The organism is Streptomyces sp. NRRL S-37, from assembly GCF_000721605.1.
Lineage (GTDB): Bacteria > Actinomycetota > Actinomycetes > Streptomycetales > Streptomycetaceae > Streptomyces.
The window spans coordinates 86,380-112,530 of record NZ_JOIZ01000007.1 but is presented as its reverse complement, the minus strand read 5'-3'; the positions used below and the strand labels follow the sequence as shown (position 1 = coordinate 112,530).

Annotated in this window: 20 protein-coding genes; 4 read left to right on the top strand and 16 right to left on the bottom strand. The window is 71.5% G+C overall.

The window, feature by feature from the left end; all coding sequences use genetic code 11:
• Nucleotides 1-17: 17 nt before the first annotated feature.
• Both IH50_RS0113325 and IH50_RS0113320 read left to right on the top strand, forming a co-directional pair.
• Nucleotides 18-500, top strand: a complete 483-nt coding sequence (locus IH50_RS0113325) for a DUF1616 domain-containing protein (protein WP_234328146.1) — start codon at nucleotides 18-20, stop codon at nucleotides 498-500.
• Nucleotides 501-562: 62 nt separating this feature from the next.
• Nucleotides 563-1,663, top strand: a complete 1,101-nt coding sequence (locus IH50_RS0113320) for a glycoside hydrolase family 26 protein (protein WP_078913966.1) — start codon at nucleotides 563-565, stop codon at nucleotides 1,661-1,663.
• Nucleotides 1,664-1,694: 31 nt separating this feature from the next.
• Here IH50_RS0113320 and IH50_RS42505 read toward each other — a convergent pair whose 3' ends face one another.
• Together IH50_RS42505 and IH50_RS0113310 are read right to left on the bottom strand one after the other, a co-directional pair.
• A complete protein-coding gene (locus tag IH50_RS42505; RefSeq protein WP_234328145.1) occupies nucleotides 1,695-4,352 on the bottom strand; it encodes a lipopolysaccharide biosynthesis protein in 2,658 nt (885 codons plus the stop codon).
• On the bottom strand, nucleotides 4,349-5,668 hold the full coding sequence (locus IH50_RS0113310; protein WP_078913959.1) for a DegT/DnrJ/EryC1/StrS family aminotransferase: 1,320 nt from the start codon (nucleotides 5,666-5,668) through the stop codon (nucleotides 4,349-4,351). The genes IH50_RS42505 and IH50_RS0113310 overlap by 4 nt, the downstream gene beginning before the upstream one ends.
• Nucleotides 5,669-5,910: 242 nt before the next feature.
• Here IH50_RS0113310 and fahA point away from each other — a divergent pair, with 242 nt between their 5' ends.
• Both fahA and IH50_RS0113300 read left to right on the top strand, forming a co-directional pair.
• Nucleotides 5,911-7,125: a fumarylacetoacetase gene (gene fahA / locus IH50_RS0113305; RefSeq protein ID WP_030860800.1), complete on the top strand. Its 1,215-nt coding sequence runs from the start codon at nucleotides 5,911-5,913 to the stop codon at nucleotides 7,123-7,125.
• A gap of 169 nt (nucleotides 7,126-7,294) precedes the next feature.
• Nucleotides 7,295-8,233, top strand: a complete 939-nt coding sequence (locus IH50_RS0113300; RefSeq protein WP_030860798.1) for a M56 family metallopeptidase — start codon at nucleotides 7,295-7,297, stop codon at nucleotides 8,231-8,233.
• 99 nt (nucleotides 8,234-8,332) lie between these two features.
• Here the strand turns inward: IH50_RS0113300 and recQ are convergent, their stop codons facing one another.
• The 14 genes from recQ to IH50_RS0113230 all read right to left on the bottom strand — a co-directional run bounded on the left by recQ (nucleotide 8,333) and on the right by IH50_RS0113230 (nucleotide 26,149).
• The gene (gene recQ, locus IH50_RS0113295) at nucleotides 8,333-10,276 is read right to left on the bottom strand and encodes a DNA helicase RecQ (protein ID WP_051767289.1); all 1,944 of its coding nucleotides are present in this window, start codon (nucleotides 10,274-10,276) and stop codon (nucleotides 8,333-8,335) included.
• A 175-nt stretch (nucleotides 10,277-10,451) separates the two neighbouring features.
• A complete protein-coding gene (nuoN, locus tag IH50_RS0113290; protein WP_030860795.1) occupies nucleotides 10,452-12,101 on the bottom strand; it encodes an NADH-quinone oxidoreductase subunit NuoN in 1,650 nt (549 codons plus the stop codon).
• Entirely contained in the window at nucleotides 12,098-13,669 is a 1,572-nt protein-coding gene (locus tag IH50_RS0113285) for an NADH-quinone oxidoreductase subunit M (RefSeq protein WP_030860793.1), read from the bottom strand. Before IH50_RS0113285 ends, nuoN begins: the two co-directional genes overlap by 4 nt.
• Before the next feature lie 5 nt (nucleotides 13,670-13,674).
• Nucleotides 13,675-15,639, bottom strand: coding sequence for an NADH-quinone oxidoreductase subunit L (nuoL, locus tag IH50_RS0113280; RefSeq protein WP_030860789.1), 1,965 nt, complete (start codon nucleotides 15,637-15,639; stop codon nucleotides 13,675-13,677).
• Nucleotides 15,640-15,653: 14 nt separating this feature from the next.
• Nucleotides 15,654-15,953 (bottom strand): NADH-quinone oxidoreductase subunit NuoK, encoded by a 300-nt coding sequence (gene nuoK, locus IH50_RS0113275; RefSeq protein ID WP_004927567.1) that lies wholly within the window; start codon nucleotides 15,951-15,953, stop codon nucleotides 15,654-15,656.
• Nucleotides 15,950-16,807, bottom strand: coding sequence for an NADH-quinone oxidoreductase subunit J (locus tag IH50_RS0113270; protein ID WP_030860787.1), 858 nt, complete (start codon nucleotides 16,805-16,807; stop codon nucleotides 15,950-15,952). Before IH50_RS0113270 ends, nuoK begins: the two co-directional genes overlap by 4 nt.
• Nucleotides 16,804-17,445 (bottom strand): NADH-quinone oxidoreductase subunit NuoI, encoded by a 642-nt coding sequence (gene nuoI / locus IH50_RS0113265; RefSeq protein ID WP_030860784.1) that lies wholly within the window; start codon nucleotides 17,443-17,445, stop codon nucleotides 16,804-16,806. Before nuoI ends, IH50_RS0113270 begins: the two co-directional genes overlap by 4 nt.
• Nucleotides 17,438-18,814, bottom strand: coding sequence for an NADH-quinone oxidoreductase subunit NuoH (nuoH, locus tag IH50_RS0113260; protein ID WP_030860782.1), 1,377 nt, complete (start codon nucleotides 18,812-18,814; stop codon nucleotides 17,438-17,440). The genes nuoI and nuoH overlap by 8 nt, the downstream gene beginning before the upstream one ends.
• A complete protein-coding gene (locus tag IH50_RS0113255) occupies nucleotides 18,811-21,315 on the bottom strand; it encodes an NADH-quinone oxidoreductase subunit G (RefSeq protein WP_030860780.1) in 2,505 nt (834 codons plus the stop codon). Before IH50_RS0113255 ends, nuoH begins: the two co-directional genes overlap by 4 nt.
• Nucleotides 21,312-22,661: an NADH-quinone oxidoreductase subunit NuoF gene (nuoF, locus tag IH50_RS0113250; protein WP_030860778.1), complete on the bottom strand. Its 1,350-nt coding sequence runs from the start codon at nucleotides 22,659-22,661 to the stop codon at nucleotides 21,312-21,314. The genes IH50_RS0113255 and nuoF overlap by 4 nt, the downstream gene beginning before the upstream one ends.
• Entirely contained in the window at nucleotides 22,661-23,530 is an 870-nt protein-coding gene (nuoE, locus tag IH50_RS0113245; protein ID WP_030860776.1) for an NADH-quinone oxidoreductase subunit NuoE, read from the bottom strand. Before nuoE ends, nuoF begins: the two co-directional genes overlap by 1 nt.
• Entirely contained in the window at nucleotides 23,527-24,849 is a 1,323-nt protein-coding gene (locus IH50_RS0113240; RefSeq protein ID WP_030860774.1) for an NADH-quinone oxidoreductase subunit D, read from the bottom strand. The genes nuoE and IH50_RS0113240 overlap by 4 nt, the downstream gene beginning before the upstream one ends.
• Complete coding sequence (locus tag IH50_RS0113235) at nucleotides 24,846-25,598, bottom strand: NADH-quinone oxidoreductase subunit C (protein ID WP_030860772.1); 753 nt, start codon at nucleotides 25,596-25,598, stop codon at nucleotides 24,846-24,848. The genes IH50_RS0113240 and IH50_RS0113235 overlap by 4 nt, the downstream gene beginning before the upstream one ends.
• Nucleotides 25,595-26,149 (bottom strand): NuoB/complex I 20 kDa subunit family protein, encoded by a 555-nt coding sequence (locus IH50_RS0113230; protein WP_010041554.1) that lies wholly within the window; start codon nucleotides 26,147-26,149, stop codon nucleotides 25,595-25,597. Before IH50_RS0113230 ends, IH50_RS0113235 begins: the two co-directional genes overlap by 4 nt.
• Between the last annotated feature and the right edge of the window lie 2 nt (nucleotides 26,150-26,151).

The window sequence follows — 26,151 nt, the reverse complement described above, 5'->3', positions numbered from 1 at the left end:
ACGTCGAAGGCCACCCCATGACCAGCATCGACTCCGCGCACTCCACCGACTCCACGGGCCCCTCCGGAACCGGTGCGGCCCGCGGCCTCAGAAGCCCGCGGGTGACCGGGACGCACGTCAGAGTTCTCATAGGCGCCTCGGGCTGGCTCGCACTGGCCGCCACCGCCGTCCCCGGCCCCTCACCGCTGCGCTGGATCCCGGTGCTGGTGTTCACCCTGTTCGGTCCGGGCTGGGCGGCGCTGTATCCGCAGCCGGGCGCCCTGGCCACCGGCGCCAGGCTGGAGGCCGTCGCGCTCGCCGCGCCGATCAGCCTGTCGCTCGGTGTGCTCACCGCCACCTCGCTGTTCCTGGTGGAGGGGTTCTCGGCGACCGCCTTCCTCGTCTCGCTCGCCGTCTTCACCACGGTCGTCGCGGCCCTGCCGGGACTGCCGCTGCCCGCCGCCCGGCGCGGCGCGGTGGAGCGTGTCAGGCGCAGGCCCGCGGACGGCGGTGACACATGACGGGGCCGCACCGGCCGCGCGAGCCGCGCAAGCGGTCCAGGTGGCGCGGGCTGAAGGAGGCGGTGCGCGCGAGGCGCGGTCACACGGCGGTCGTCCTGCTGACGGTCGCCGCGCTGCTGACCGGGCTCGGGTGCTGGGCCGGCCGTCCCGACGACGTGGACCCCTCCGCCCGGGGCCTGCCCGGCAACGCGGCCTCCGGCGAGCTGCCCACCGGCCCCTGCGCCCCCACCGACACGCTGGTTCCGCCCTGCGGCGCCTGGTGGGGGGCGTATGTGCCGTACGCGGCGAACGGCTCCCTCAAGGACGCCGTGCTCGGTTTCGAGGAGCGGATCGGCCGCAGGCTCGACCTCGTCTACAACTACCACGACATGTCGGGCACCGAGCTCGACGGGCAGCTGCTCACCCCCGACGAGCAGGAGCTCGGCAGGGACCGGCTGCTCATGCTGGCCTGGGAGTCCACCGTCTGGACCGAGCCGCACCACGAGAACTGGACGGAGACCCAGCTCGGCTGGAGGAACATCGCCTCGGGGAAGTACGACGAGGAGATCATCGACCCGCAGATCCGGCGCCTCAAGGCCTACGGCAAACGCGTCTTCTTCTCCTTCGACCAGGAGACCGACGCCCGCATCAAGGAGGGCGCGGGCACCCCGGAGGAGTTCGTCGCGGCGTACCGCCATCTCCACGACCGGTTCCGTGAGCTGGGCGCCGACAACGTCGTGTGGGTGTGGACCGTCTCCGGCTACCTCGGCAGCGCCGAGGAGATGAAGGCCCTCTACCCCGGGGACGAGTACGTCGACTGGATCGCGATGGACCAGTACAACTACTACGGCTGCCACGACACCACCGACTGGAAGGACTTCCTGCGCAGCCAGCGGCCCAGTTATGAGTGGCTGCGCGCGAACATCACCGACGACAGACCGGTGATGCTGGCGGAGTTCGCCACCGCGCCCGACGCCGACGACCCGGGACGCCAGCGCGACTGGTACGCCGGGATCCCCGGCGCCGTGAAGAAGCTTCCCGAGGTGAAGGCCCTGGTGCACTGGAACCGGCCGACCTCGGAGAGGCCCGAGTGCGATCTGACCGTCAACGCCGGTCCGGGGCTGGAGGGCTACCGGGAAGCGGGGCGGGACGAGTACTTCCAGCAGCCCGTGCCGCCCCGTTGAGCGGTGGCCGGTGCCCGGCCCGTCCGGCCGCTCAGTGGCCGGACGGGCCGTCCTGTCCGCCGCGGAGCGCGAGCCGTACCGCCGGCACCGCGTGGCTGAGCAGCAGCAGTCCCAGGAGCGTGACCAGCAGGGGCGGCGCGACCGGTGCGAGTGCCTCCCGGAACACCCAGCCGGCCACCCCGGCGAGATACAGCACGCCCCAGCGGACCGGCCACGCCGGCCGCCCGCCCACGCGGGCGAGCAGCAGCCACAGCGGTACGAGGCACAGCAGCTGGAACACCGAGGGGGCCCACCGCAGCACGGCAGCGGGTCCGTCGAGCCCCACCGCCTCCGCGAGCAAGCGGGCCGCGTCGGCGTACAGCGCCCCGTCCACCGGTTCGGGCCGCCACCCGAGGGCGACGGGCGCGGTGTGCAGGGCGAGCAGGGCGGAGGTCAGCGCGAGACCGGAGAGCCAGGGGACCGGCCGTCCGAGCAGGGTCACCGAGGCGACGAAGACGAGGAGCAGCACTCCTCCCGCGGCCGACGCGGGCAGCGGGAGACCCTCCAGTATCTGACGCCCCGTGGGCTCGCCCGCGCCGCCGGACCGGGGGAGCCGGCGTATCGAGAACCAGAAGACGAGGGTCGCGAGCACGAGCAGGGCCCAGAGGGTTCCCACGATCCGGCGGTCGGGGGCGGGGTCGGGGTCGGGGCATGTGCCGGGCACCGACGGCCCGGCGGAGTCCAGATGCCCGACGGGGTTCGGCGGCCCGGCGGGCTTCTGCGGCCCGGCGGAGTCCGCATACCCGGCGCGCTCCGGCAGTCCGGCGCGGCTCGATGACCCAGCGGAGTCCGACGGCCCAGCGGGGTTCGACAGCTCAACGAAGTCCGACGGCCCACCGGAACTCGATGACCCAGCGGGACTCCGATGTCCGGCCCGCGGCGGGGTGCCGGGGGACGCCTCGGTGGCCCGGAACGCGCCGTTCGCCTCCGCCGGCACCCGCCTCTCCCCCGAGGACACCGCCGGGTGCGCGCGGTTCCCCCCGTCCTCCTCCGGGCCCCCGCCCCGGTCCGGCTCCCTCGGCGTCTCCTCCCGGACACCGGTCTCCTCGTGAGGCGACCGCGCCTCGCCGCCGGCGTCGTCCCCCCGCTCGTCCGGGGCCGGCGGACGCGCGATGAGCGCCACCGTGTCCGCCTGGAGGGCCTCCCGTTCGTAGCCGGGGCGGCCGATGAACAGCGTGACGGTCTCCTCGTCGTTCTCGCTGCCCTCGCCGCCCTCCGGGTCCTCGCGCTCGTACGCCGCCCGGCGCGCCCAGTTCGTGCCGTATCCGGCGGTGGCGTTGAGCCGGGCCCAGCGCGTGCCGTAGCCGGGGGTGGCGGCGGACCGCTCCACAGGCCCGCCGGTCTTCTCGCGCAGCGCCGCACGCAGCCCGAACACCGAGACGGCCGCGACCAGTGTCATGCTGATCAGCACCGCCCATCCGGCCCCCGCGATCCCCGCCGGGGTGAACAGCACGGCCGCGCTGCCCAGCACCAGCGCGCACATCGCGCCCTGGAGCACGGCGAGCACACCGGTACGCCCCTGCACCCGCAGCACCCCGATGTACAGCTCCACGACCACGCGGGGCAGCGCGCCGAGCGCGAGCAGCCGCAGCACGGTCGAGCCGTGCTCGGCGTAGTCCGCGTCGAACGGCGTGAGGATCCAGGGCGCGAAGACGACCAGCACCGCGACCACCGGCACCAGCAGCAGCGTCATCCGGCGCAGCGCTCCGCGCACGCCGTCGGCGAGCCGGCGCGGATCGTGCGAGGCGTGGGCGGTGAGCGACGAGGCCATGTTGATGGCCATGAACTCCATCGTGCCACCGACGGTGTACGCCACGTAGAAGTAGCCGTTCTCCGCCGCGCTGAAGCGGACCGCGACCATCACCGGCAGCAGATTGATCATGGCAAGGCTGAACAGCGCGCCGAGCGAGTCGCCGGCCAGGAAGCGGCCCATGGAGCGCAGGCCGGGCGGTTCCACGTCGTGGTCGGCGGCGGCCTGGCGCGGGATGAGCCGACGGAAGACCAGCCAGCCGAGCGGCAGGGTGGAGAACGCGATGGCCACGGCCCAGGACACGAAGATGCCCAGCACCGGCAGTGCGCTCGCGAAGACGGCCAGCAGGACCAGTTTCCCGACGGAGAACACCGCGTTCCCGGCCGGCACCCACTCGGCCTTGCGCAGCCCCGTGAGCACGCCGTCCTGGAGGGTGAGCAGCGCCCACGCCACGCACGCCGCGACGAACAGCGCCCCGGCCGCCGGTGTGCCGAGGGGGGCGTAGGAGGGGCCCCACCGGTCGAGCGTGAGCAGGAAGACGCCCGCGGCCAGGGTGACGACCACCGAACTCGCCAGGTACACGCCCCACACCAGGCGTCCGGTCTCGCGGCCGGCCCGCGGTACGAAGCGGACCACGGCGCCGATCATCGTGGTCGCGGTGATGCTGGCGAGCAGCCGCATCGCGGCGATCGCGGCGGAGCCCTGGCCGACGGCGTCCTCGGAGTAGTAGCGGGCGGCCACGAGCCAGAAGCCCAGGCCGAGGACGGCGGACACGCCCGTGCTGAGCATCAGGAAGTAGGCGTTCTTGAACAGGGAGTCGGAGCCGGACGGGCTCCCGGCGGGCCGGTCCCCGCCGTCGGCGCGCGCCGCGGCGGGCTCGTGCACCTGGGTGTCGGTCACGGTCCGGCCCCAGCCTCGTGGGCCGGTGCTCCCGGCTCGCGGACCGGCGCTCCCTGCTCGCGGACCGGTGTCCCCGGCGCGTCGGCCGGTGTCCCCCGCCGTGTCAGGTCCTCCGGTGGTTCGGCCGGCCGGACACCGGACCGTTCCAGCACGTCGACGGCCTCCCTCGCCCGCAACGGGTCCACCGGCAGCGCGTGCCGCGCGAACCAGCGGGCCGCCTCCGGCGCGGGTGACGGGTCCGTGAAGTCCTTCCCCGCGTAGTCGTCGAGGGGCGGGTCGTAGAGATAGCCGACGACGATCCCGCGCCGGGCCAGTGCCGCGATCGCCGCGTCCCGGTCCGCCACCAGCAGCGGCACCCGGAACAGCGGCTGTACCCGGCCCCTCTCCCCCGGCCGGGCCCACTGGGTCGACAGCAGCAGTTCGGTGCCGTCCCGGCAGGCCCGGAGCACCTCGTCCAGCCGTCCGAGCCGGTGCCGGATCCGCCGCAGCCGCAGCGGTCCCGACCGCAGGCGGTAGGTGTGCATGTCGACGCGGACCCAGGGATCGTGCGCGGTCAGGTCCGGGGCCGCGCCGGCGGCCGCGGCCAGTGCCTCCGGACGCAGCGGCATCCTGATTCCGTCGCGCTCCGTCAGCCCCAGCAGTCCCAGCGCCGCCCAGGCGGCCCGCCGCAGCCCCAGCCCCCGTACGGCGGCCTCGGCGTACGGCCGTAAGAAGTAAGCGAGTTCGGACGTCGCCCTGGGCGGGGTGAGCAGCTCGTCGCAGTCGGCCCGCATCGCGTCGGCCAGACTCGGGTCGGCGAGCGAGAGCATGCCGCCGGCCTGGGCGCCGGCGTGTTTGGAAAGGCTGAAAACGGAGGCTTCCCCCCAGGCCCCGACCGGCCGCCCGCCGACCTCGCTGCCGATCGCGTGCGCCCCGTCCTCCAGCAGCGGGATGCCCAACGCGTCGCAGCGCGCCCGCAGTTCCGGCGCCGGGTCCGGGTTGCCGTACAGGTTCGTGGTCAGTACGGCGGACAGCGAGCCCCATGTCTCCTCGGGCACGGCGTCGACGTCGATGGTCCCGTCGAACGGGTTCAACGGCGCCTGCACCGGGCGCAGTCCCGCCGCCAGCACCACGAAGAAGATGACGTCGTCGTTGACCGGCGACATCAGCACCCTGCCGCCCGGCGGGCACCAGTGGCGCAACGCCACGAACAGCCCGAATCTGCACGACGGCACGTACACGCATTCCCGGCCGAGCCGGCCGCGCATGGTCTCTTCCAGCCGTTTCGACTGCGATCCCCGGCGCGCCGAGCGCGGTCCGGCCTCCCCAATGGCCATCCGCCCCCCAGTGTGCCTTCGGAAACGCCCCCTCCCCGAGGCCTTCCGGCACCTGCCCAGAGTCGCCCCGTTCGCACCGCTCCGTCAAGATTGCCTCCCGTTCTGTGGATAACTTCCGGTACGCAAGAGGAAGCGGGGGGCGCCACCACATCGGCTCTGCCCAAGACCGCCGTGTCACCCGTAACGTGTGGCACGGCCACGGACACGTGGAGCACTTGCACACGAAAGCGAGGCAGCACCCGATGCCCCCCTTCGATGTCCCCGAGGGTGATCCCTTCGGCCCGCACAACCTGCCGTACGGCGTCTTCTCGCCCCCCGGTTCGTCGGAGCGGACCGTGGGCGTCCGGCTCGGCGACCACGTCCTCGACGCCGGTGCGGCGGCGCACGCCCTGGGCTCGCCGTACGCCTCCCTCCTCGCCCGGCCGACCCTCAACCCGCTGCTGGCGGCGGGCCGTACGGCCTGGTCGGACGTGCGGCGGGCGCTCACGGCGTGGGTGACCGTCCCGGCGCACCGGGAGACCGTGGAGCCGCTGTTCCACCCGCTGTCCGAGGTGACCCTGCACCTCCCCTTCGAGGTCGCGGACTACGTCGACTTCTACGCCTCCGAGAACCACGCCCGGAACGTCGGCCGGATCTTCCGCCCCGACGCCGCCGACTCCCTGACCCCCAACTGGAAGCACCTGCCGATCGGCTACCACGGCCGCGCCGGCACGGTCGTGGTGTCCGGCACCGACGTCGTCCGCCCCTCGGGCCAGCGCAAGGCGCCCGCGGACGCCGCCCCGGTGTTCGGGCCGTCCGTCCGGCTGGACATCGAGGCCGAGGTCGGCTTCGTGGTCGGCGTGCCGTCCGAGCCGGGCCGGCCGGTGCCGCTCGGCGACTTCCGCGACCACGTCTTCGGTCTCTGCCTCCTCAACGACTGGTCCGCCCGCGACGTCCAGGCCTGGGAGTACGTCCCCCTCGGCCCGTTCCTCGGCAAGTCCTTCGCCACCTCGGTGTCGGCCTGGATCACCCCGCTGGACGCCCTGGACGAGGCCCGCGTCGCGCCGCCGGAACGCACCCACGCGCTGCTGCCCTACCTGGACGACGCGGCCGAGGAACCCGGCGGCTACGACCTGCGGATCACCGTCACCGTCAACGGTCACGTCGTCTCCGAACCCCCCTTCTCCACCATGTACTGGACGGCCGCCCAGCAGCTCGCCCACATGACCGTCAACGGCGCCCGTCTGCGCACCGGCGACCTGTACGGCTCCGGTACGGTGAGCGGTCCCGCCGAGCGGGAACGCGGCTCGCTCCTCGAACTGACCTGGAACGGCCGCGACCCCCTCGAACTCCCCGACGGCAAGCGGACGTTCCTGGAGGACGGTGACGTGGTGACGCTGTCGGCCTGGGCGCCGGGCCCGGACGGCGTCCGCGTGGGCCTCGGCGAGGTCACGGGACGGGTGGTCCCCACGGTCTGACCCGCCCGGCCCTTGCCGATCTCCGCCGGCCCCTGACTCGCACCGCCCTTCGCCGTCATACTTGGCGTCGGGCGGTGCGCGCGTTCGCGCCGCACTCCCCTCGTACTTCCCGCACGCCCCCAGCACGACCCGAAGCCGCCCTCTTCCGACAGGATCCGGAGCCCGTGGCATGACCGTCTGCCTGCTCCTTCTGAGCGTTGTCGCCGTGACGGCCGCCGTGCCCGTCCCCCGGGCGCTGACCCGGGCGAAGTGGCCGGAACGGGAACCGGTGGTCGCCCTGTGGGTGTGGCAGTGCCTGGTCGCCACCGTCCTGCTGTGCTGCGTCACGGCGCTCGCCCTGGGTGCCGCCGCCGTCTTCGGCACCGTCCGCGCCCAGCTCTTCGCCCCGGCCCCGCCCGCGGTCACCGCGGCGTACGACCTGTCCGCCGCCTCGCCCTGGACCATCGTCCTCACCGTGCTGCTGGCGTCCGGGGCGGCCTGGACGACGGCCATGCTCGGGCGGGAACTGGTCGAGGCCCGCCGCCGGCGCGCCCGGTCCCGGGCCCATCTGCGGGAACGCGCCCCCGAGCTGCCCGCCGGACTCCCCGAGGCCCGCGGTCCCCTGCTGGTGCTGGAGGACGACTACCCCGACGCCTGGTGGATGCCGGGCAGCCCGCCCCAGCTCATCGTCACCACCGGCGCCCTGCAACGCCTCACCGACCACCAGCTCGACGCCGTCCTCACCCACGAGCGGGGCCACGCCCGAGCCCGCCACGACTGGCTGCTGCACCTGTCCACCGCACTGGCCACCGGTTTCCCCCGCGTCCCGCTGTTCGCGCACTTCTGCGACCAGACCCACCGCCTGGTCGAACTGTCCGCAGACGACACGGCCTCCCGCCGCTGCGGCCACCTGACCACGGCGCTGGCGCTGATCGAGCTCAACCAGCACCGGGGCGTCCTCTCCTGCGCCTCCAGCCACCGCCTCCTCGGCGAACGCGTCGACCGCCTCCTGGCACCCCCGCCCCGCCTCGGCCGCCGCCACCGCGCCCTGACCACGGCCGCGGCGGCGCTGGTCCCCCTCGTCCCCCTGCTGATCACCTTCGCACCAGGTCTGACGGCCCTGCCGTAGCCGCCGTGCCCCGGCCGGCCGGGTGCCGGAAGAGCGCCGCGGCCCGGCGTGCGCGGGGTGCCTCTCCCGCTCCCGGCTTCGCTCGACCGGGGCGGCCGTCTATGTCCAGTCGGGCTCCGGCTCCTCCTCGGGCCAGTCGTCCGGGCCGCCGGGGTCCTCGGACCCGGCACCGGCACCGGCGTCTCCCGGAGCGGTCAGCCCCGCCAGCACGGCCACCACGCCCTCCCCGTACGTCGCCAGCTTCTTCTCCCCCACCCCGCTGATCCCACCGAGCTCCGCCACCGACGTCGGCCACACCGTGGCGATCTCCCGCAGCGTGGCGTCGTGGAAGATGACGTACGCCGGAACCCCCTGCTCCCGGGCCTGCTCGGCGCGCCAGGCGCGCAGCGCCTCGAACGCGGGGACGAGCTCCGAGGGAAGCTCGGCCGCGGCGGCCTTGGCCTTGCGCTCCCCCCGCCCCGAACCCGACCCGCCCGACCGGGAGCCCGCCGGCTTCTTCGGCTCCTTGCGCAGCGGCACCTCCCGCCCCCGCCACAGCACCGCCCCGCTCGCCTCGGTCAGCACCAGCGTGCCGTACTCCCCCTCGACGGCGAGCAGCCCCTGGGCGAGCAACTGGCGCACCACGCCCCGCCATTCCGCCTCGGTCAGCTCCTCGCCGATGCCGAACACGGAGAGCTGGTCATGGTCGAACTGGATGACCTTGGCCGTGCGCCGCCCCAGCAGGATGTCGACGATCTGCACCGCGCCGAACTTCTGCCCGCGCTCCCGCTGCAGTCGCACCACCGTGGACAGCACCTTCTGCGCCGCGACGGTCCCGTCCCAGGTCTCCGGCGGGGTGAGGCAGGTGTCGCAGTTGCCGCAGCCCGCCGGGTCGGGGTCCTGGCCGAAGTAGGCGAGGAGCTGGCCGCGCCGGCACCGAACGGTCTCGCACAGGCCGAGCATCGCGTCCAGGTGCTGGTTCGCCCGCCGCCGGAACGCCTCGTCGCCCTCGCCGGACTGGATCAGTTTGCGCTGCTGTATGACGTCGTTGAGCCCGTACGCCATCCAGGCCGTGGACGGCAGCCCGTCGCGCCCCGCGCGGCCCGTCTCCTGGTAGTAGCCCTCGACGGACTTGGGCAGGTCGAGGTGGGCGACGAACCGGACGTCCGGCTTGTCGATGCCCATGCCGAAGGCGATGGTCGCCACCACGACCAGGCCCTCCTCGCGCAGGAACCGCGCCTGGTGCGCGGCGCGCGTCCCCGCGTCGAGGCCCGCGTGGTACGGCACCGCCTCGACGCCGTTGCGGGAGAGGAACTCGGCGGTCTTCTCGACCGAGTTGCGCGACAGGCAGTAGACGATGCCCGCGTCCCCGGCGTGCTCCTCGCGCAGGAAGCCCAGCAGCTGCTTTTTGGGGTCGGCCTTGGGCACGATCCGGTACTGGATGTTGGGCCGGTCGAAGCTCGCCACGAAGTGCCGGGCGTCCGGCATGCCGAGCCGCTCGGTGATCTCCCGGTGCGTGGCGTGCGTGGCGGTCGCCGTGAGCGCGATGCGGGGCACGTCCGGCCACCGCTCGCCGAGCAGCGACAGCATGAGGTAGTCCGGCCGGAAGTCGTGCCCCCACTGGGACACGCAGTGCGCCTCGTCGATCGCGAAGACGGAGATCTTGCCGCGCGAGAGCAGGTCCTGGGTGCTGTCCAACCGCAGCCGCTCCGGGGCGAGGTACAGCAGGTCCAGCTCGCCGGCGAGGAACTCCGCCTCGACGACGCGCCGCTCGTCGAAGTCCTGCGTGGAGTTCATGAACCCGGCCCGCACGCCCAGCGCCCGCAGCGCGTCCACCTGGTCCTGCATCAGCGCGATGAGCGGGGAGACGACGACTCCCGTACCCGGTCTGACCAGGGCCGGAATCTGGTAGCAGAGCGACTTGCCGCCACCGGTCGGCATGAGCACGACGGCGTCGCCGCCCGTGATCACGTGCTCGATGACCGCTTCCTGCTCACCGCGGAAGGCGTCGTACCCGAACACCCGGTGCAGCGTGGCCAGCGCCTCGCTCTCCGTCACTGTCATCCCGTCACTACCGCCCGTCACCGTGCCCTCGTGAGCCGTCCCTCGACCACTGCCTCCACGATAGGGGTCCGTACCGACAGCCCCCGGAGTTATCCACAGGCCCGTCCGTACGCCGACGGCGGCCCGGCTCCCCGAAGGGTGCCGGGCCGCCGTCGGCGTGCCGGTGCGGGCCGTGTCAGCGCACGAACACTCCCGCGTCCCCCGCCAGCTCCAGGAAGTACTGGGGTGCGACGCCCAGGACCACCGTGACGGCCACGCCGACCGCGATCGCCGTCATCGTCAGCGGTGACGGCACCGCGACGGTCGGGCCCTCGGGGCGCGGCTCGCTGAAGAACATCAGGACGATCACGCGGATGTAGAAGAACGCCGCGATGGCCGACGAGATCACACCGACCACGACCAGCGGGGCCGCCCCGCCCTCCGCCGCCGCCTTGAACACGGCGAACTTCCCGGCGAAGCCGGAGGTCAGCGGAATGCCCGCGAAGGCCAGCAGGAACACCGCGAACACCGCCGCCACCAGCGGGGAGCGCCGGCCGAGTCCCGCCCACTTCGACAAATGCGTCGCCTCGCCGCCGGCGTCCCGAACCAGTGTGACCACCGCGAACGCGCCGATCGTCACGAACGAGTACGCCGCCAGGTAGAAGAGGACGGACGAGATGCCGGACGGCGTGGTCGCGATGACACCCGCGAGGATGAAGCCCGCGTGTGCGATCGACGAGTACGCCAGCAGCCGCTTGATGTCGGTCTGGGTGATCGCCACGACCGCACCGGCCAGCATGGTGACGATGGCGACGGCCCACATGACCGGCCGCCAGTCCCAGCGCAGGCCCGGCAGCACGACGTACAGGATCCGCAGCAGCGCGCCGAACGCGGCCACCTTGGTCGCCGCCGCCATGAAACCGGTCACCGGCGTGGGGGCGCCCTGGTACACGTCGGGCGTCCACATGTGGAAGGGGACGGCACCGACCTTGAACAGCAGGCCCATGACCAGCAGCGCGGCGCCGACCAGCAGCAGCGCGTCGTTGCCCATGGTGTCGGCGAGCGCCGGGGTGACCTCCGGGACGGTGCCGTCGACGACCTGGGCGATCGTGGCGTACGACATCGAGCCCGAGTAGCCGTACAGCAGCGCGATGCCGAACAGCGTGAACGCGGAGGCGAACGCGCCGAGCAGGAAGTACTTGACCGCCGCCTCCTGCGACATCAGCCGCTTGCGGCGGGCCAGCGCGCACATCAGGTACAGCGGGAGCGAGAGAACCTCCAGCGCCACGAACAGCGTCAGCAGGTCGTTGGCCGCCGGGAAGACCAGCATGCCGGAGACCGCGAAGAGCAGCAGCGGGAACACCTCGGTGGTGGTGAACCCGGCCTTGACCGCCTGCTTCTCGCTGTCGCTGCCCGGTACGGACGCGGCCTGCGCGGCGAAGGAGTCCACCCGGTTGCCGTGCGCCTCCGGGTCGAGCCGGCGCTCGGCGAAGGTGAACAGGCCGACCAGGGCCGTCAGCAGGATCGTGCCCTGGAGGAACAGGGCCGGTCCGTCGACGGCGATGGCGCCCATCGCCGCGATGCCCGCCTTGGTGGTGCCGTAGCCGTCCGCGGCGAGCGCCACGACCGCGGCGAACGCGGCGACGAGCGCGACCACGGAGACGAACATCTGCGCGTAGTAGCGCGACTTGCGCGGGACGAACGCCTCGACCAGCACCCCGAGGACCGCCGCGCCGACGATGATCAGGGTGGGCGCGAGCTGCCCGTATTCGATCTTCGGCGCGTCGATCTTCGAGATCGGGTCGGCCGCCGTTGTCCACAGGCTGTGGACGGCTGTTGCGCTCACTTGGCCGCCTCCACCTCGGGCCGGGGGTCCTGCTTCTGTACGTCGGACATGGTGTGCTTCACCGCCGGGTTCACGACGTCCGTGAGGGGCTTCGGGTAGACGCCCAGGAAGACCAGCAGCACGACCAGCGGCGCCACCACCGCGATCTCCCGCACCCGCAGATCGGGCATGGCGGAGACCTCGGGCCTCACCGGGCCGGTCATCGTCCGCTGGTACAGGACGAGGGTGTAGAGCGCGGCGAGGACGATGCCGAAGGTGGCGACGATGCCGATCACCGGGTAGCGCGTGAACGTGCCGGCCAGGACCAGGAACTCACTGACGAAGGGCGCGAGCCCCGGCAGCGAGAGCGTCGCGAGCCCGCCGATCAGGAAGGTGCCGGCGAGCACCGGGGCCACCTTCTGCACACCGCCGAAGTCGGCGATGAGCCGGGAGCCGCGCCGCGAGATCAGGAATCCGGCGATCAGCATCAGCACGGCGGTCGAGATGCCGTGGTTGACCATGTAGAGCGTCGCCCCGGACTGGCCCTGGCTGGTCATCGCGAAGATGCCCATGATGATGAAGCCGAAGTGCGAGATCGACGCGTACGCGATCAGCCGCTTGATGTCGCGCTGGCCGACCGCGAGCAGCGCCCCGTAGATGATGCTGACGACCGCCAGGACGAGGATGGCGGGCGTCGCCCACTTGCTGGCCTCCGGGAACAGCCCGAGGCAGAAGCGGAGCATCGCGAAGGTGCCCACCTTGTCGACGACCGCCGTGATCAGCACGGCCACCGGGGCGGTGGACTCCTGCATGGCGTTGGGCAGCCAGGTGTGCAGCGGCCACAGCGGCGCCTTCACCGCGAAGGCGAAGAAGAAGCCGAGGAACAGCCAGCGCTCGGTGTTCGTCGCCATGTCCAGCGAGCCGTTGGCCCGCGCCTCGGCGATCTCGGTGAGCGAGAAGTTCCCGGCGACCACGTACAGCCCGATCACCGCGGCCAGCATGATCAGACCGCCGGCCAGGTTGTAGAGGAGGAACTTCACCGCCGCGTACGACCGTTGTGTCGCCGCCTTCTCCTCGCCGTGCTCGTGGGCACGGTCCCCGAAGCCTCCGATGAGGAAGTACAGCGGGATGAGCATGGCTTCGAAGAAGATGTAGAAGAGGAAGACGTCGGTGGCCTCGAAGGAGAGGATCACCATCGCCTCGACGGCCAGGATCAGGGCGAAGAAGCCCTGCGTCGGCCGCCACCTCTTGCTTCCCGTCTCCAGCGGGTCGGCGTCGTGCCAGCCCGCGAGGACGATGAACGGGATCAGCAGGGCGGTCAGCGCGATCAGCGCCACCGCGATGCCGTCCACGCCCAGCTCGTACCGCACGCCGAAGTCCGCGATCCAGGCGTGGGACTCGGTGAGCTGGTAGCGGTCGCCGTCCGGGTCGAACCGCACCAGGACGGTGATCGCCAGGACGAGCGTGGCGAGCGAGAACAGCAGGGCCAGCCACTTGGCGGCCGTGCGCTTCGCGGCCGGTACGGCGGCCGTGGCGATCGCCCCGATGGCCGGGAGCGCCGCCGTCGCTGTCAGCAGAGGAAAGGACATCGGTATCAGACCGCCCTCATCAGCAGGGTCGCGGCGACCAGGACCGCCGCTCCCCCGAACATCGAGACCGCGTAGGACCGCGCGAAGCCGTTCTGCAGCCTGCGCATCCGCCCGGACAGGCCGCCCATGGAGGCCGCCGTGCCGTTGACGACCCCGTCGACCAGGGTGTGGTCGACGTAGACCAGGGAGCGGGTGAGGTGCTCACCGCCGCGGACCAGGACCACGTGGTTGAAGTCGTCCTGGAGCAGGTCGCGCCGGGCGGCCCGGGTGAGCAGCGACCCGCGCGGGGCGACGGCCGGCACCGGACGGCGCCCGTACTGGGCCCAGGCGATGGCCACGCCGATGACCATCACGGCGACCGTGGAGGCGGTCACCGTCATGGCGCTGATCGGCGCGTGACCGTGGTCGTGGCCGGTGACGGGCTCCAGCCAGTGCATGAAGCGGTCGCCGATGCTGAAGAAGGCACCGCCCGCGACCGACCCGACGGCCAGCACGATCATCGGGATCGTCATGATCTTCGGGGACTCGTGCGGGTGCGGCGGCTCGTACGCGCCCCGCGTCTCGGCGGCCGGCTCCACGTCCGGTGCGGCCGGGGACGGCGTCGGGGCGTTGCGCCAGCGCTCCTCGCCGAAGAACGTCATCAGCATCACGCGCGTCATGTAGTACGCGGTGATGGCCGCGCCCAGCAGGGCGCAGGCGCCGAGGATCCAGCCCTCGGTGCCGCCCTTGGCGAACGCGGACTCGATGATCTTGTCCTTGGAGAAGAAGCCGGACAGGCCCGGGAAGCCGATGATGGCGAGGTAGCCGAGACCGAAGGTGACGAACGTGACCGGCATGTACTTCCGCAGGCCGCCGTAGCGGCGCATGTCGACCTCGTCGTTCATGCCGTGCATCACGGAGCCGGCGCCGAGGAACAGGCCGGCCTTGAAGAAGCCGTGCGTCACCAGGTGCATGATCGCGAAGACGTAGCCGATGGGACCGAGGCCGGCGGCGAGGACCATGTAGCCGATCTGCGACATGGTCGAGCCGGCCAGCGCCTTCTTGATGTCGTCCTTCGCGCAACCGACGATCGCACCGAAGAGCAGCGTGACCGCGCCGACGATGGTGACGACCAGTTGCGCGTCCGGGGCGCCGTTGAAGACGGCCGCGGAGCGGACGATCAGGTACACGCCCGCCGTCACCATGGTCGCGGCGTGGATGAGGGCCGAGACGGGGGTCGGGCCCTCCATCGCGTCCCCGAGCCAGGACTGCAGCGGCACCTGGGCGGACTTGCCGCAGGCGGCGAGCAGCAGCATCAGCGCGATCGCGGTGAGCTTGCCCTCACCGGCCTGCCCGGCGAGGCCGGGCTCCTCCAGGGTGCCGAGCACCGGCCCGAAGGCGAAGGTGCCGAACCACAGGAACATCAGCATGATCGCGATGGACAGGCCCATGTCGCCGACGCGGTTGACCAGGAAGGCCTTCTTCGCCGCCGTCGCCGCGCTGGGCTTGTGCTGCCAGAAGCCGATCAGCAGGTAGGAGGCGAGACCGACGCCCTCCCAGCCGACGTACAGCAGCAGGTAGTTGTCGGCGAGGACGAGGATCAGCATCGCCGCGAGGAACAGGTTCAGGTAGCCGAAGAAGCGGCGGCGCCGCTCGTCGTGCTCCATGTACCCGATGGAGTACAGGTGGATCAGCGAGCCGACGCCGGTGATCAGCAGGACGAACGTCATCGACAGCTGGTCGAGCCGGAAGGCGACGTCGGCCTGGAAGCCCTCCACCGGGATCCAGCTGAACAGGTGCTGCGTAATGGTGCGTTCCTCGGCGCCCTTGCCGAGCAGGTCGGTGAACAGCACCAGGCCGAGCGCGAAGGAGACGGCCGCGAGCAGCGTGCCGATCCAGTGGCCGACGGCGTCCAGCCGGCGTCCGCCGCACAGCAGGACCGCCGCTCCGAGCAGGGGCGCCGCCACCAGCAGCGCAATCAGGTTCTCCACGATTCAGCAGCCCCTCACAGCTTCATCAGGCTGGCGTCGTCGACCGAGGCCGAGTGGCGGGAACGGAACAGGGACACGATGATCGCCAGCCCGACCACGACCTCCGCGGCGGCGACGACCATCGTGAAGAACGCGATGATCTGGCCGTCGAGGTTGCCGTGCATCCGGGAGAAGGCGACGAACGCGAGGTTGCAGGCGTTGAGCATGAGCTCGACGCACATGAACACGACGATCGCGTTGCGCCTGATCAGTACGCCGGTGGCGCCGATCGTGAACAGCAGCGCGGCCAGGTAGAGGTAGTTCACGGGGTTCACTTCGACGCCTCCTCGGCCCGCTTGAAGGTCGGCGCGTCGATCGCGGTGCGCTCCAGGCGCTCCTCGGCGCGCCGCTCCATGGCCCGCAGGTCGTTGATCGCCTCCTGCGACACGTCACGGATCTGGCCGCGCTCCCGCAGCGTCTTGCTGACGGTGAGCTCCGACGGGGTGCCGTCGGGCAGCAGGCCCGCGATGTCCACCGCGTTGTGCCGGGCGTACACACCGGGCGCCGGCAGCGGCGGCAGGTACGTGCCCTCGCGCACGCGCCGCTCGGCCAGCTCCCGCTGCGTCTTCGCGCGTTCGGTGCGCTCGCGGTGGGTGAGCACCATGGCGCCGACGGCGGCCGTGATGAGCAGCGCGCCGGTGATCTCGAAGGCGAAGACGTACTTGGTGAAGAGGAGGGCCGCGAGACCCTCCACGTTGCCGCCCGCGTTCGCCTCGCCGATGCCGTCGAACTCGCTGAGCGAGGCGTTCCCGATCCCGCCGATCAGCAGGACGCCGAAGCCGAGCCCGCACAGCAGGGCCAGCCAGCGCTGGCCCTTGATGGTCTCCTTCAGGGAGTCCGCCGCGGTGACGCCGACGAGCATCACCACGAACAGGAACAGCATCATGATCGCGCCGGTGTAGACGACGATCTGGACGACGCCCAGGAAGTAGGCGCCGTTGGCCAGGTAGAACACCGCCAGGATGATCATGGTGCCGGCGAGGCAGAGCGCGCTGTGCACGGCCCGCTTCATGAAGACGGTGCACAGGGCGCCGATCACGGCGACCGTGCCGAGGATCCAGAACTGGACGGCCTCTCCGGTGGAGGTGCCCGCGGAGAGGGTCACCGCGGCGGCGAGCTGCCCGGTCATCGCCCGATCACCTTCTCCGACGCCGGTTCCTCCGGGCCGAAGGTCGAGGCGGCCTCCTGGACCACCTCTCCCTCGGAGTGGGCCACCTGCCGCTCCGTACCGGGCGCCGCCTCGGTCACCAGGCCCCGGTAGTAGTCCTGTTCGTCGGTGCCCGGGTACATGGCGTGCGGGGAGTCGACCATGCCCTCCTCCAGACCGGCGAGCAGCTGCTCCTTGGTGTAGATGAGGTTGGCGCGGCTGGAGTCCGCCAGCTCGAACTCGTTGGTCATCGTGAGCGCGCGCGTGGGGCACGCCTCGATGCACAGCCCGCACAGGATGCAGCGGGCGTAGTTGATCTGGTAGACGCGGCCGTACCGCTCACCGGGCGAGTAGCGCTCCTCCTCGGTGTTGTCCGCGCCCTCGACGTAGATCGCGTCGGCGGGACAGGCCCAGGCGCACAGCTCGCAGCCGACGCACTTCTCCAGGCCGTCCGGATGGCGGTTGAGCTGGTGCCGTCCGTGGAAGCGCGGAGCGGTGGTCTTCCGCTGCTCCGGGTACTGCTCGGTCAGCCGCTTCTTGAACATGGCCTTGAAGGTCACGCCGAAGCCGGCCACGGGGTTCAGGAAACCGGGCTCGGTCCCCTTGGGCTCCTCAGCCATCGGACGCCTCCTTTCCATCCGTGGATCCGACCGCAGATCCGTCACTCTGAGTATCGGGTGCACCACTGACAATCAGCTCCCGCTCACGGCGCGAGCGGCGCCGCGGGACCGGCGGCATCTCCTGTCCCGGCAGCGGCGGTACGGGGAATCCGCCGCCCATGGGGTCGAAGGCGGGCGGACCCTCGGCGGGCTGCCCGGCCTCCTTCCCCTTGCCGCGGAACAGGTCGGCGACGAAGGACAGCAGCAGGAGGGCGAGGACAGCCCCGCCGATGTAGAGGGCGATGTCGGCGAAGTCGTAGTTCTCGTTCCGCAGCGCCCGCACGGTGGCGACGAGCATCAGCCACACCAGGGAGACCGGGATGAGGACCTTCCAGCCGAGCTTCATCAGCTGGTCGTAGCGCACGCGCGGGAGCGTGCCGCGCAGCCACACGAAGCCGAACAGCAGTGAGAGGAGCTTGCCGGTGAACCAGAGCATCGGCCACCAGCCGTGGTTCGCGCCCTCCCAGAAGGTGCTGATCGGCCACGGGGCCCGCCAGCCGCCCAGGAAGAGGGTCACGGCGACGGCCGAGACGGTCACCATGTTGATGTACTCGGCGAGCATGAACATCGCGAACTTGATCGACGAGTACTCGGTGTTGAAGCCGCCGACCAGGTCGCCCTCGGACTCGGGCATGTCGAACGGGGCGCGGTTGGTCTCGCCGACCATCGTCACGATGTAGATGAGGAAGGAGACCGGCAGCAGCAGGACGTACCAGCGGTCGGTCTGCGCCCCGACGATCGTCGACGTCGACATCGACCCCGAGTACAGGAACACGGAGGCGAACGCGGCGCCCATGGCGATCTCGTACGAGATCATCTGCGCGCAGGAGCGCAGACCGCCCAGGAGCGGATAGGTGGAGCCGGAGCTCCAGCCCGCCAGGACGATGCCGTAGATGCCGACCGAGGCGACCGCGAGGATGTACAGCATCGCGATCGGCAGGTCGGTGAGCTGCATGGTGGTGCGCTGGCCGAAGATCGAGACCTCGTTGCCGGCCGGGCCGAAGGGGATCACCGCGAACGCCATGAAGGCCGGGACGGCCGCGACGATCGGCGCGAGGACGTAGACGGCCTTGTCCGCGCGTTTGACGACGACGTCTTCCTTGAGCATCAGCTTCACGCCGTCGGCGAGCGACTGGAGCATGCCCCAGGGGCCGTGCCGGTTGGGGCCGATGCGCAGCTGCATCCAGGCGACGACCTTGCGCTCCATGACGATGGAGATCAGCACGGTCACCATCAGGAAGGCGAAGCAGAACACCGCCTTGACGACGACCAGCCACCAGGGGTCGGTGCCGAACATCGAGAGGTCTTCAGCGGCGAGGTACGGGCTCATGCCTCCACCTCCTCGGTGGCCTCGTCGGCGGGCGTCGCCGGGCCGATACGGACGAGTGAGCCGGGCAGTGCCCCGGTGCCGGAGGCGACGCCGCCGCCGACGGAGTTCAGCGGGAGCCACACCACGCGGTCGGGCATCTCGGTGACGGCCAGCGGCAGCCGGACCGTTCCGGCGGTGCCGGTCACCGCGAGCAGGTCGCCGTCCTTGACGCCGGCCTCGGCGGCCGTGGCCGCCGACACGCGCGCGCGGGCGGCGTGCCGGGTGCCGGCGAGCGCCTCGTCGCCCCGTTGCAGGACGCCCTCGTCGAGCAGCAGCCGGTGCCCGGCGAGCACGGCCTCCCCGGCGGCCGGCCGGGGCAGCACGCCCGCGGTCTCCAGCGGGTCGGTGGCCCGGGGGCCGTCCCAGACGCCGAGCCGGTCGAGCTCCGCGCGGATGGTGCGCAGGTCCGGCAGCCCCAGGTGGACGTCCATGGCGTCGGCCAGCATCTGCAGCACGCGCGCGTCGGTGGGCGCGACCCGCCGGGTCATCTGGTCGGGCTTGAGCGCCGCCTCGAACATACGGACCCTGCCCTCCCAGTTGAGGAAGGTGCCGGCCTTCTCCGCGACCGCGGCGACCGGCAGGACGACGTCGGCGAGTGCGGTGACCTCGCCGGGCCGCAGCTCCAGCGACACCACGAACCCGGCCTCGGCGAGCGCGGCACGCGCGCGTGCCGGATCGGGCAGGTCGGCGACCTCCACGCCCGCGACCAGCAGCGCCTGGAGCTCACCGCGGGCCGCCGCCTCGACGATCTGTCCGGTGTCGCGACCGTAGCGGTGCGGCAGTTCGGCCACACCCCACGCGGCGGCGATCTCCTCGCGTGCGCGCGGGTCGGTCGACGGGCGGCCGCCGGGCAGCAGCGCCGGCAGCGCCCCCGCCTCCACGGCGCCCCGCTCCCCGGCCCGGCGCGGGATCCACACCAGCCGGGCCCCGGTCGCGGCGGCGAACCGGACGGCGGCGGTCAGACCGCCCCGTACGGCCGCCAGCCGCTCGCCGACGACGACGACCGCGCCCTCGCCCCGCAGCGCCTCGGCGGCCCTGGCCCCGTCGCCCTCCAGGCCGACGCCGCCGGCCAGGGCGTCCAGCCACTCGGTCTCGGTGCCGGGAGCCGCCGGCAGCAGCGTGCCGCCGGCCTTCTCCAGCCCGCGCGTGGCGTGCGTGGCCAGGGCGAACGTCTTCTGCCCGTGCTTGCGCCAGGCCTTGCGCAACCGCAGGAAGACGCCGGGCGCCTCCTCCTCGGACTCGAACCCGACCAGCAGGACCGCGGGCGCCTTCTCCAGGTACGTGTACGTGACACCCGTGCCGTCGAGGTCACGGCCGCGGCCCGCGACCCGTGCGGCGAGGAAGTCGGCCTCCTCGGCGCTGTGCACGCGCGCGCGGAAGTCGATGTCGTTGGTGGCGAGCGCCACCCGCGCGAACTTGCTGTACGCGTAGGCGTCCTCGACGGTGAGCCGGCCGCCGGTCAGGACACCGGTGCGGCCGCGCGAGGCCAGCAGTCCCTGCGCCGCGATCCGCAGCGCGTCCGGCCAGGACGCCGGCTCCAGCTCGCCCTCCGGGTTGCGCACCAGCGGCGTGTCGAGACGGCCCGGCATCTGCGCGTACCGGAACGCGAAGCGCCCCTTGTCGCAGATCCACTCCTCGTTGACCTCGGGGTCGTGGGCGGCCAGCCGCCGCATGACCTTGCCGCGCCGGTGGTCGGTGCGGGTGGCGCAGCCGCCGGAGCAGTGCTCGCACACCGACGGCGACGAGATCAGGTCGAAGGGGCGGGAGCGGAACCGGTACGCCGCCGAGGTGAGCGCGCCGACCGGGCAGATCTGGATGGTGTTGCCGGAGAAGTACGACTCGAAGGGGTCGCCCTCGCCGGTGCCGACCTGCTGGAGCGCGCCCCGCTCGATCAGCTCGATCATCGGGTCGCCGGCGACCTGGTTGGAGAACCGGGTGCAGCGGGCGCACAGCACGCACCGTTCGCGGTCGAGCAGCACCTGGGTGGAGACCGGGACGGGCTTCTCGTAGGTGCGCTTCCTGCCCTCGAAGCGGGACTCGGCGTTGCCGTGCGACATCGCCTGGTTCTGCAGCGGGCACTCGCCGCCCTTGTCGCAGACCGGGCAGTCCAGCGGGTGGTTGATGAGCAGCAGCTCCATCACACCCTTCTGGGCCTTCTCCGCGACCGGCGAGGAGAGCTGCGTCTTCACCACCATCCCGTCGGTGCAGGTGATGGTGCAGGACGCCATGGGCTTGCGCTGGCCCTCGACCTCGACGATGCACTGCCGGCAGGCGCCGGCCGGGTCGAGGAGCGGGTGGTCGCAGAACCGGGGGATCTCGATGCCGAGCTGCTCGGCGGCCCGGATGACCAGGGTGCCCTTGGGCACGCTGATCTCGGCGCCGTCGATGGTCAGCGTCACGAGGTCCTCGGGCGGGACCGCCGCCTCTCCGCCTCCGGAGGGAGCGCTTGCGGTCACGGTCATGCGTTCACCTCCGTACGGTGGTCGGCCCAGGCCGTCGACCTGGCCGGATCGAAGGGGCAGCCGCGGCCCGTGATGTGCTCCTCGTACTCCTCGCGGAAGTACTTGAGCGAGGAGAAGATCGGCGAGGCGGCGCCGTCGCCGAGGGCGCAGAAGGACTTGCCGTTGATGTTGTCGGCGATGTCGTTCAGCTTGTCGAGGTCGGCCGGCCGCCCCTTGCCGGCCTCGATGTCCCGCAGCAGCTGGACCAGCCAGTACGTGCCCTCACGGCAGGGCGTGCACTTGCCGCAGGACTCGTGGGCGTAGAACTCGGTCCAGCGGGTGACGGCGCGCACGACGCAGGTCGTCTCGTCGAAGCACTGCAGGGCCTTCGTGCCGAGCATGGAACCCGCGGCGCCCACTCCCTCGTAGTCGAGGGGGACGTCGAGGTGCTCCTCGGTGAACATCGGCGTCGAGGAGCCGCCCGGCGTCCAGAACTTCAGCCGGTGGCCCGGGCGCATCCCGCCGCTCATCTCCAGCAGCTGGCGCAGGGTGATGCCGAGGGGCGCCTCGTACTGTCCGGGGTTGGCGACGTGGCCGCTGAGGGAATAGAGCGTGAAGCCGGGGGACTTCTCGCTTCCCATCGAGCGGAACCATTCCTTGCCCCGGTTCATGATGGCGGGAACCGAAGCGATCGACTCGACGTTGTTCACCACAGTCGGGCACGCGTAGAGGCCCGCGACGGCAGGAAAGGGGGGACGGAGCCGCGGTTGACCCCGGCGGCCTTCGAGCGAGTCGAGCAGTGCGGTCTCCTCACCGCAGATGTACGCGCCCGCGCCCGCGTGCACGGTGAGCTGGAGGTCGAGTCCGCTGCCCAGGATGTTCTCGCCGAGGAAGCCGGCCGCGTAGGCCTCGCGCACGGCCTCGTGCAACCGCCGCAGCACGGGGACGACTTCACCACGCAGATAGATGAAGGCGTGAGACGACCTGATGGCATAGCAGGCGATGACGATGCCCTCGATGAGGCTATGTGGATTCGCGAAGAGGAGCGGGATGTCCTTGCACGTCCCGGGCTCCGACTCGTCGGCGTTGACCACCAGATAGTGGGGTTTTCCGTCTCCCTGGGGAATGAACTGCCACTTCATTCCCGTCGGGAAGCCGGCGCCGCCGCGCCCGCGCAGACCGGACTCCTTGACGTACGCGATGACGTCGTCCGGCGACATGGCGAGCGCCTTGCGGAGCCCCTCGTACCCCTCGTGCCTCCTGTAGACGTCCAGCGTCCAGGACTCGTCCTCGTCCCAGAAGGCCGACAGCACGGGCGCGAGCAGCTTCTCCGGGCTCATGTCCTTGAGTTCGGGTGCCAAGGTCATCACTCCCCCTCCTCGGCGGTGGGCCCGGCGGGGTGCGCCGGGTCGGAGGCCGATGTGTCCTGTGGCGCGTCGTGCGAGCTGAGGTGCTCCGTCGGTGACGGCTCGTGCGGCGGGGTGTCCTGGGGCGCCTCACCGCGCGGGTGCACCACACGCGCGGGCGCGGCCTCCCCCTTGGCCAGCTTCAGGCCGATCAGGGAGGCGGGTCCCGCGCTGCCGGTGGCCTCGACGGCCCCCTCGCGCGTGTCGGGGAAACCGGCCAGGATGCGGGCGGTCTCCTTGAAGGTGCACAGGGGCGCCCCGCGGGTGGGCGCGACCGGGCGGCCGGCGCGCAGGTCGTCGACCATGCGCTTGGCGCTCTGGGGGGTCTGGTTGTCGAAGAACTCCCAGTTGACCATTACCACGGGCGCGAAGTCGCAGGCCGCGTTGCACTCGATGTGCTCCAGGGTGACCTTGCCGTCGTCGGTGGTCTCGCCGTTGCCGACGCCCAGGTGCTCCTGGAGCTCCTCGAAGATCGCGTCGCCGCCCATGACGGCGCACAGGGTGTTGGTGCACACCCCGACCTGGTAGTCACCGCTCGGCTTGCGCCGGTACATGGTGTAGAAGGTGGCGACCGCGGTCACCTCGGCCGTGGTCAGGCCGAGCATGTCCGCGCAGAACCGCATCCCGGTGCGCGTGACGTGGCCCTCCTCCGACTGCACGAGGTGCAGCAGCGGCAGGAGGGCGGACCGGGAGTCCGGGTAGCGGGCGATGACCTCGCGCGCGTCGGCCTCCAGCCGGGCCCGGACGTCGTCCGGGTAGGCGGGTGCGGGCAGTTCGGGCATGCCCAGGCTGACGCCCCGCTCGGACCGCTCCGAAGAAGAGGTGGTCACCGGTCGACGCCTCCCATCACGGGGTCGATGGACGCGACGGCGACGATGACGTCGGCGACCTGGCCGCCCTCGCACATCGCCGCCATGGCCTGCAGGTTGGTGAAGGACGGGTCGCGGAAGTGGACCCGGTAGGGGCGGGTGCCGCCGTCGGAGACGACGTGCGCCCCGAGCTCGCCCTTGGGCGACTCGACCGCCGCGTACGCCTGTCCCGGCGGGACCCGGAAGCCCTCGGTGACCAGCTTGAAGTGGTGGATCAGGGCCTCCATGGAGGTGCCCATGATCTTCTTGATGTGGTCGAGGGAGTTGCCCAGTCCGTCCGGTCCCAGGGCGAGCTGGGCGGGCCAGGCGATCTTCTTGTCGGCGACCATGACCGGTCCGGGCTGGAGCCGGTCCAGGCACTGCTCGACGATGCGCAGCGACTGGCGCATCTCCTCCAGCCGGATCAGGAAGCGGCCGTAGGAGTCACAGGTGTCGGCGGTCGGGATCTCGAAGTCGTAGGTCTCGTATCCGCAGTACGGCTGTGCCTTGCGCAGGTCGTGCGGCAGGCCGGTGGAGCGCAGGATCGGGCCGGTGGCGCCGAGGGCCATGCAGCCGGCCAGGTCGAGGTAGCCGACGTTCTGCATGCGGGCCTTGAAGATGGGGTTCCCGGTGGCGAGCTTGTCGTACTCCGGGAGGTTCTTCCGCATCGTCTTCACGAACTCGCGGATCCGGTCCACCGCGCCGGGCGGCAGATCCTGGGCGAGTCCGCCGGGGCGGATGTACGCGTGGTTCATCCGCAGCCCGGTGATGAGCTCGTAGAGATCGAGAATGAGTTCACGATCACGGAATCCGTAGATCATGATCGTGGTGGCGCCGAGTTCCATGCCGCCGGTGGCGATGCACACCAGGTGGGAGGAGAGCCGGTTCAGCTCCATCAGGAGCACCCGGATGACGGTGGCCCGGTCCGGGATCTGGTCCTCGATGCCGAGGAGCTTCTCGACGCCCAGGCAGTACGCCGTCTCGTTGAAGAACGACGTCAGGTAGTCCATGCGCGTCACGAACGTGGTGCCCTGGGTCCACGTGCGGTACTCGAGGTTCTTCTCGATGCCGGTATGGAGGTAGCCGATGCCGCAGCGGGCCTCGGTGACCGTCTCGCCGTCGATCTCCAGGATCAGACGGAGCACTCCGTGGGTGGACGGGTGCTGCGGACCCATGTTGACGACGATGCGTTCGTCGTCGGCGCGGGCCGCGGTCTCGACGACCTCGTCCCAGTCGCCGCCGGTGACCGTGTATACGGTGCCCTCGGTGGTCTCCCGAGGGGAGGCGTGGGAAGTGCTCATGAGTACGACCTCCGCTGGTCCGGAGCCGGGATCTGGGCGCCCTTGTACTCGACGGGGATGCCGCCGAGGGGATAGTCCTTGCGCTGCGGATGGCCCTGCCAGTCGTCCGGCATCATGATCCGCGTGAGGGCCGGGTGACCGTCGAAGACGATGCCGAAGAAGTCGTACGTCTCGCGCTCGTGCCAGTCGTTCGTCGGATAGACGGAGAACAGCGACGGGATGTGCGGGTCGCTGTCGGGGGCGCTGACTTCCAGGCGGATCAGCCGGTTGTGGGTGATCGAGCGCAGGTGGTAGACGGCGTGCAGCTCGCGGCCCTTGTCGTTCGGGTAGTGCACGCCGCTGACGCCGGTGCACAGCTCGAAGCGCAGGGCGGGGTCGTCGCGCAGGGTCCTCGCGACCCGGACCAGGTGCTCGCGCTCGATGTGGAAGGTGAGTTCGCCGCGGTCGACGACCGTCTTCTCGATGGCGTTCTCCGGAAGCAGGTCCTGCTCCTCCAGTGCGCCCTCCAGCTCGTCGGCGACCTCGTCGAACCAGCCGCCGTAGGGGCGGGACGCCGGTCCCGGGAGCCGGACCGAGCGGACCAGTCCGCCGTAGCCGGAGGTGTCGCCGCCGCCCGCGGCGCCGAACATGCCGCGCTGGACGCGGATCTCCTCGCCGCCCTGTCCGCGCTGGCCGGGGAGGTTCTCGGCGGAGAGGTCCTTCTCGGGGTTCACCCCGTTCGCCCCGCCCGCGCCGTTCGCGTCGCTCATCGCAGCAGCCCCTTCATCTCGATCGTGGGCAGGGCCTTGAGCGCCGCCTCCTCCGCCTCGCGGGCCGCTTCCTCCGCGTTGACGCCGAGCTTGGAGGTCTGGATCTTCTGGTGGAGCTTGAGGATCGCGTCCATCAGCATCTCGGGGCGGGGCGGGCAGCCGGGGAGGTAGATGTCGACCGGGACGATGTGGTCGACGCCCTGCACGATCGCGTAGTTGTTGAACATGCCGCCCGAGGAGGCGCAGACCCCCATGGAGATCACCCACTTGGGGTTCGGCATCTGGTCGTAGACCTGCCGCAGCACCGGCGCCATCTTCTGGCTGACCCGCCCGGCGACGATCATGAGGTCCGCCTGCCGCGGCGATCCGCGGAAGACCTCCATGCCGAAGCGCGCCAGGTCGTAACGTCCGGCGCCGGTGGTCATCATCTCGATGGCACAGCAGGCGAGGCCGAACGTGGCGGGGAAGACGGACGACTTACGCACCCAGCCCGCGGCCTGCTCGACGGTGGTGAGCAGGAATCCGCTCGGCAGCTTTTCTTCGAGTCCCATGA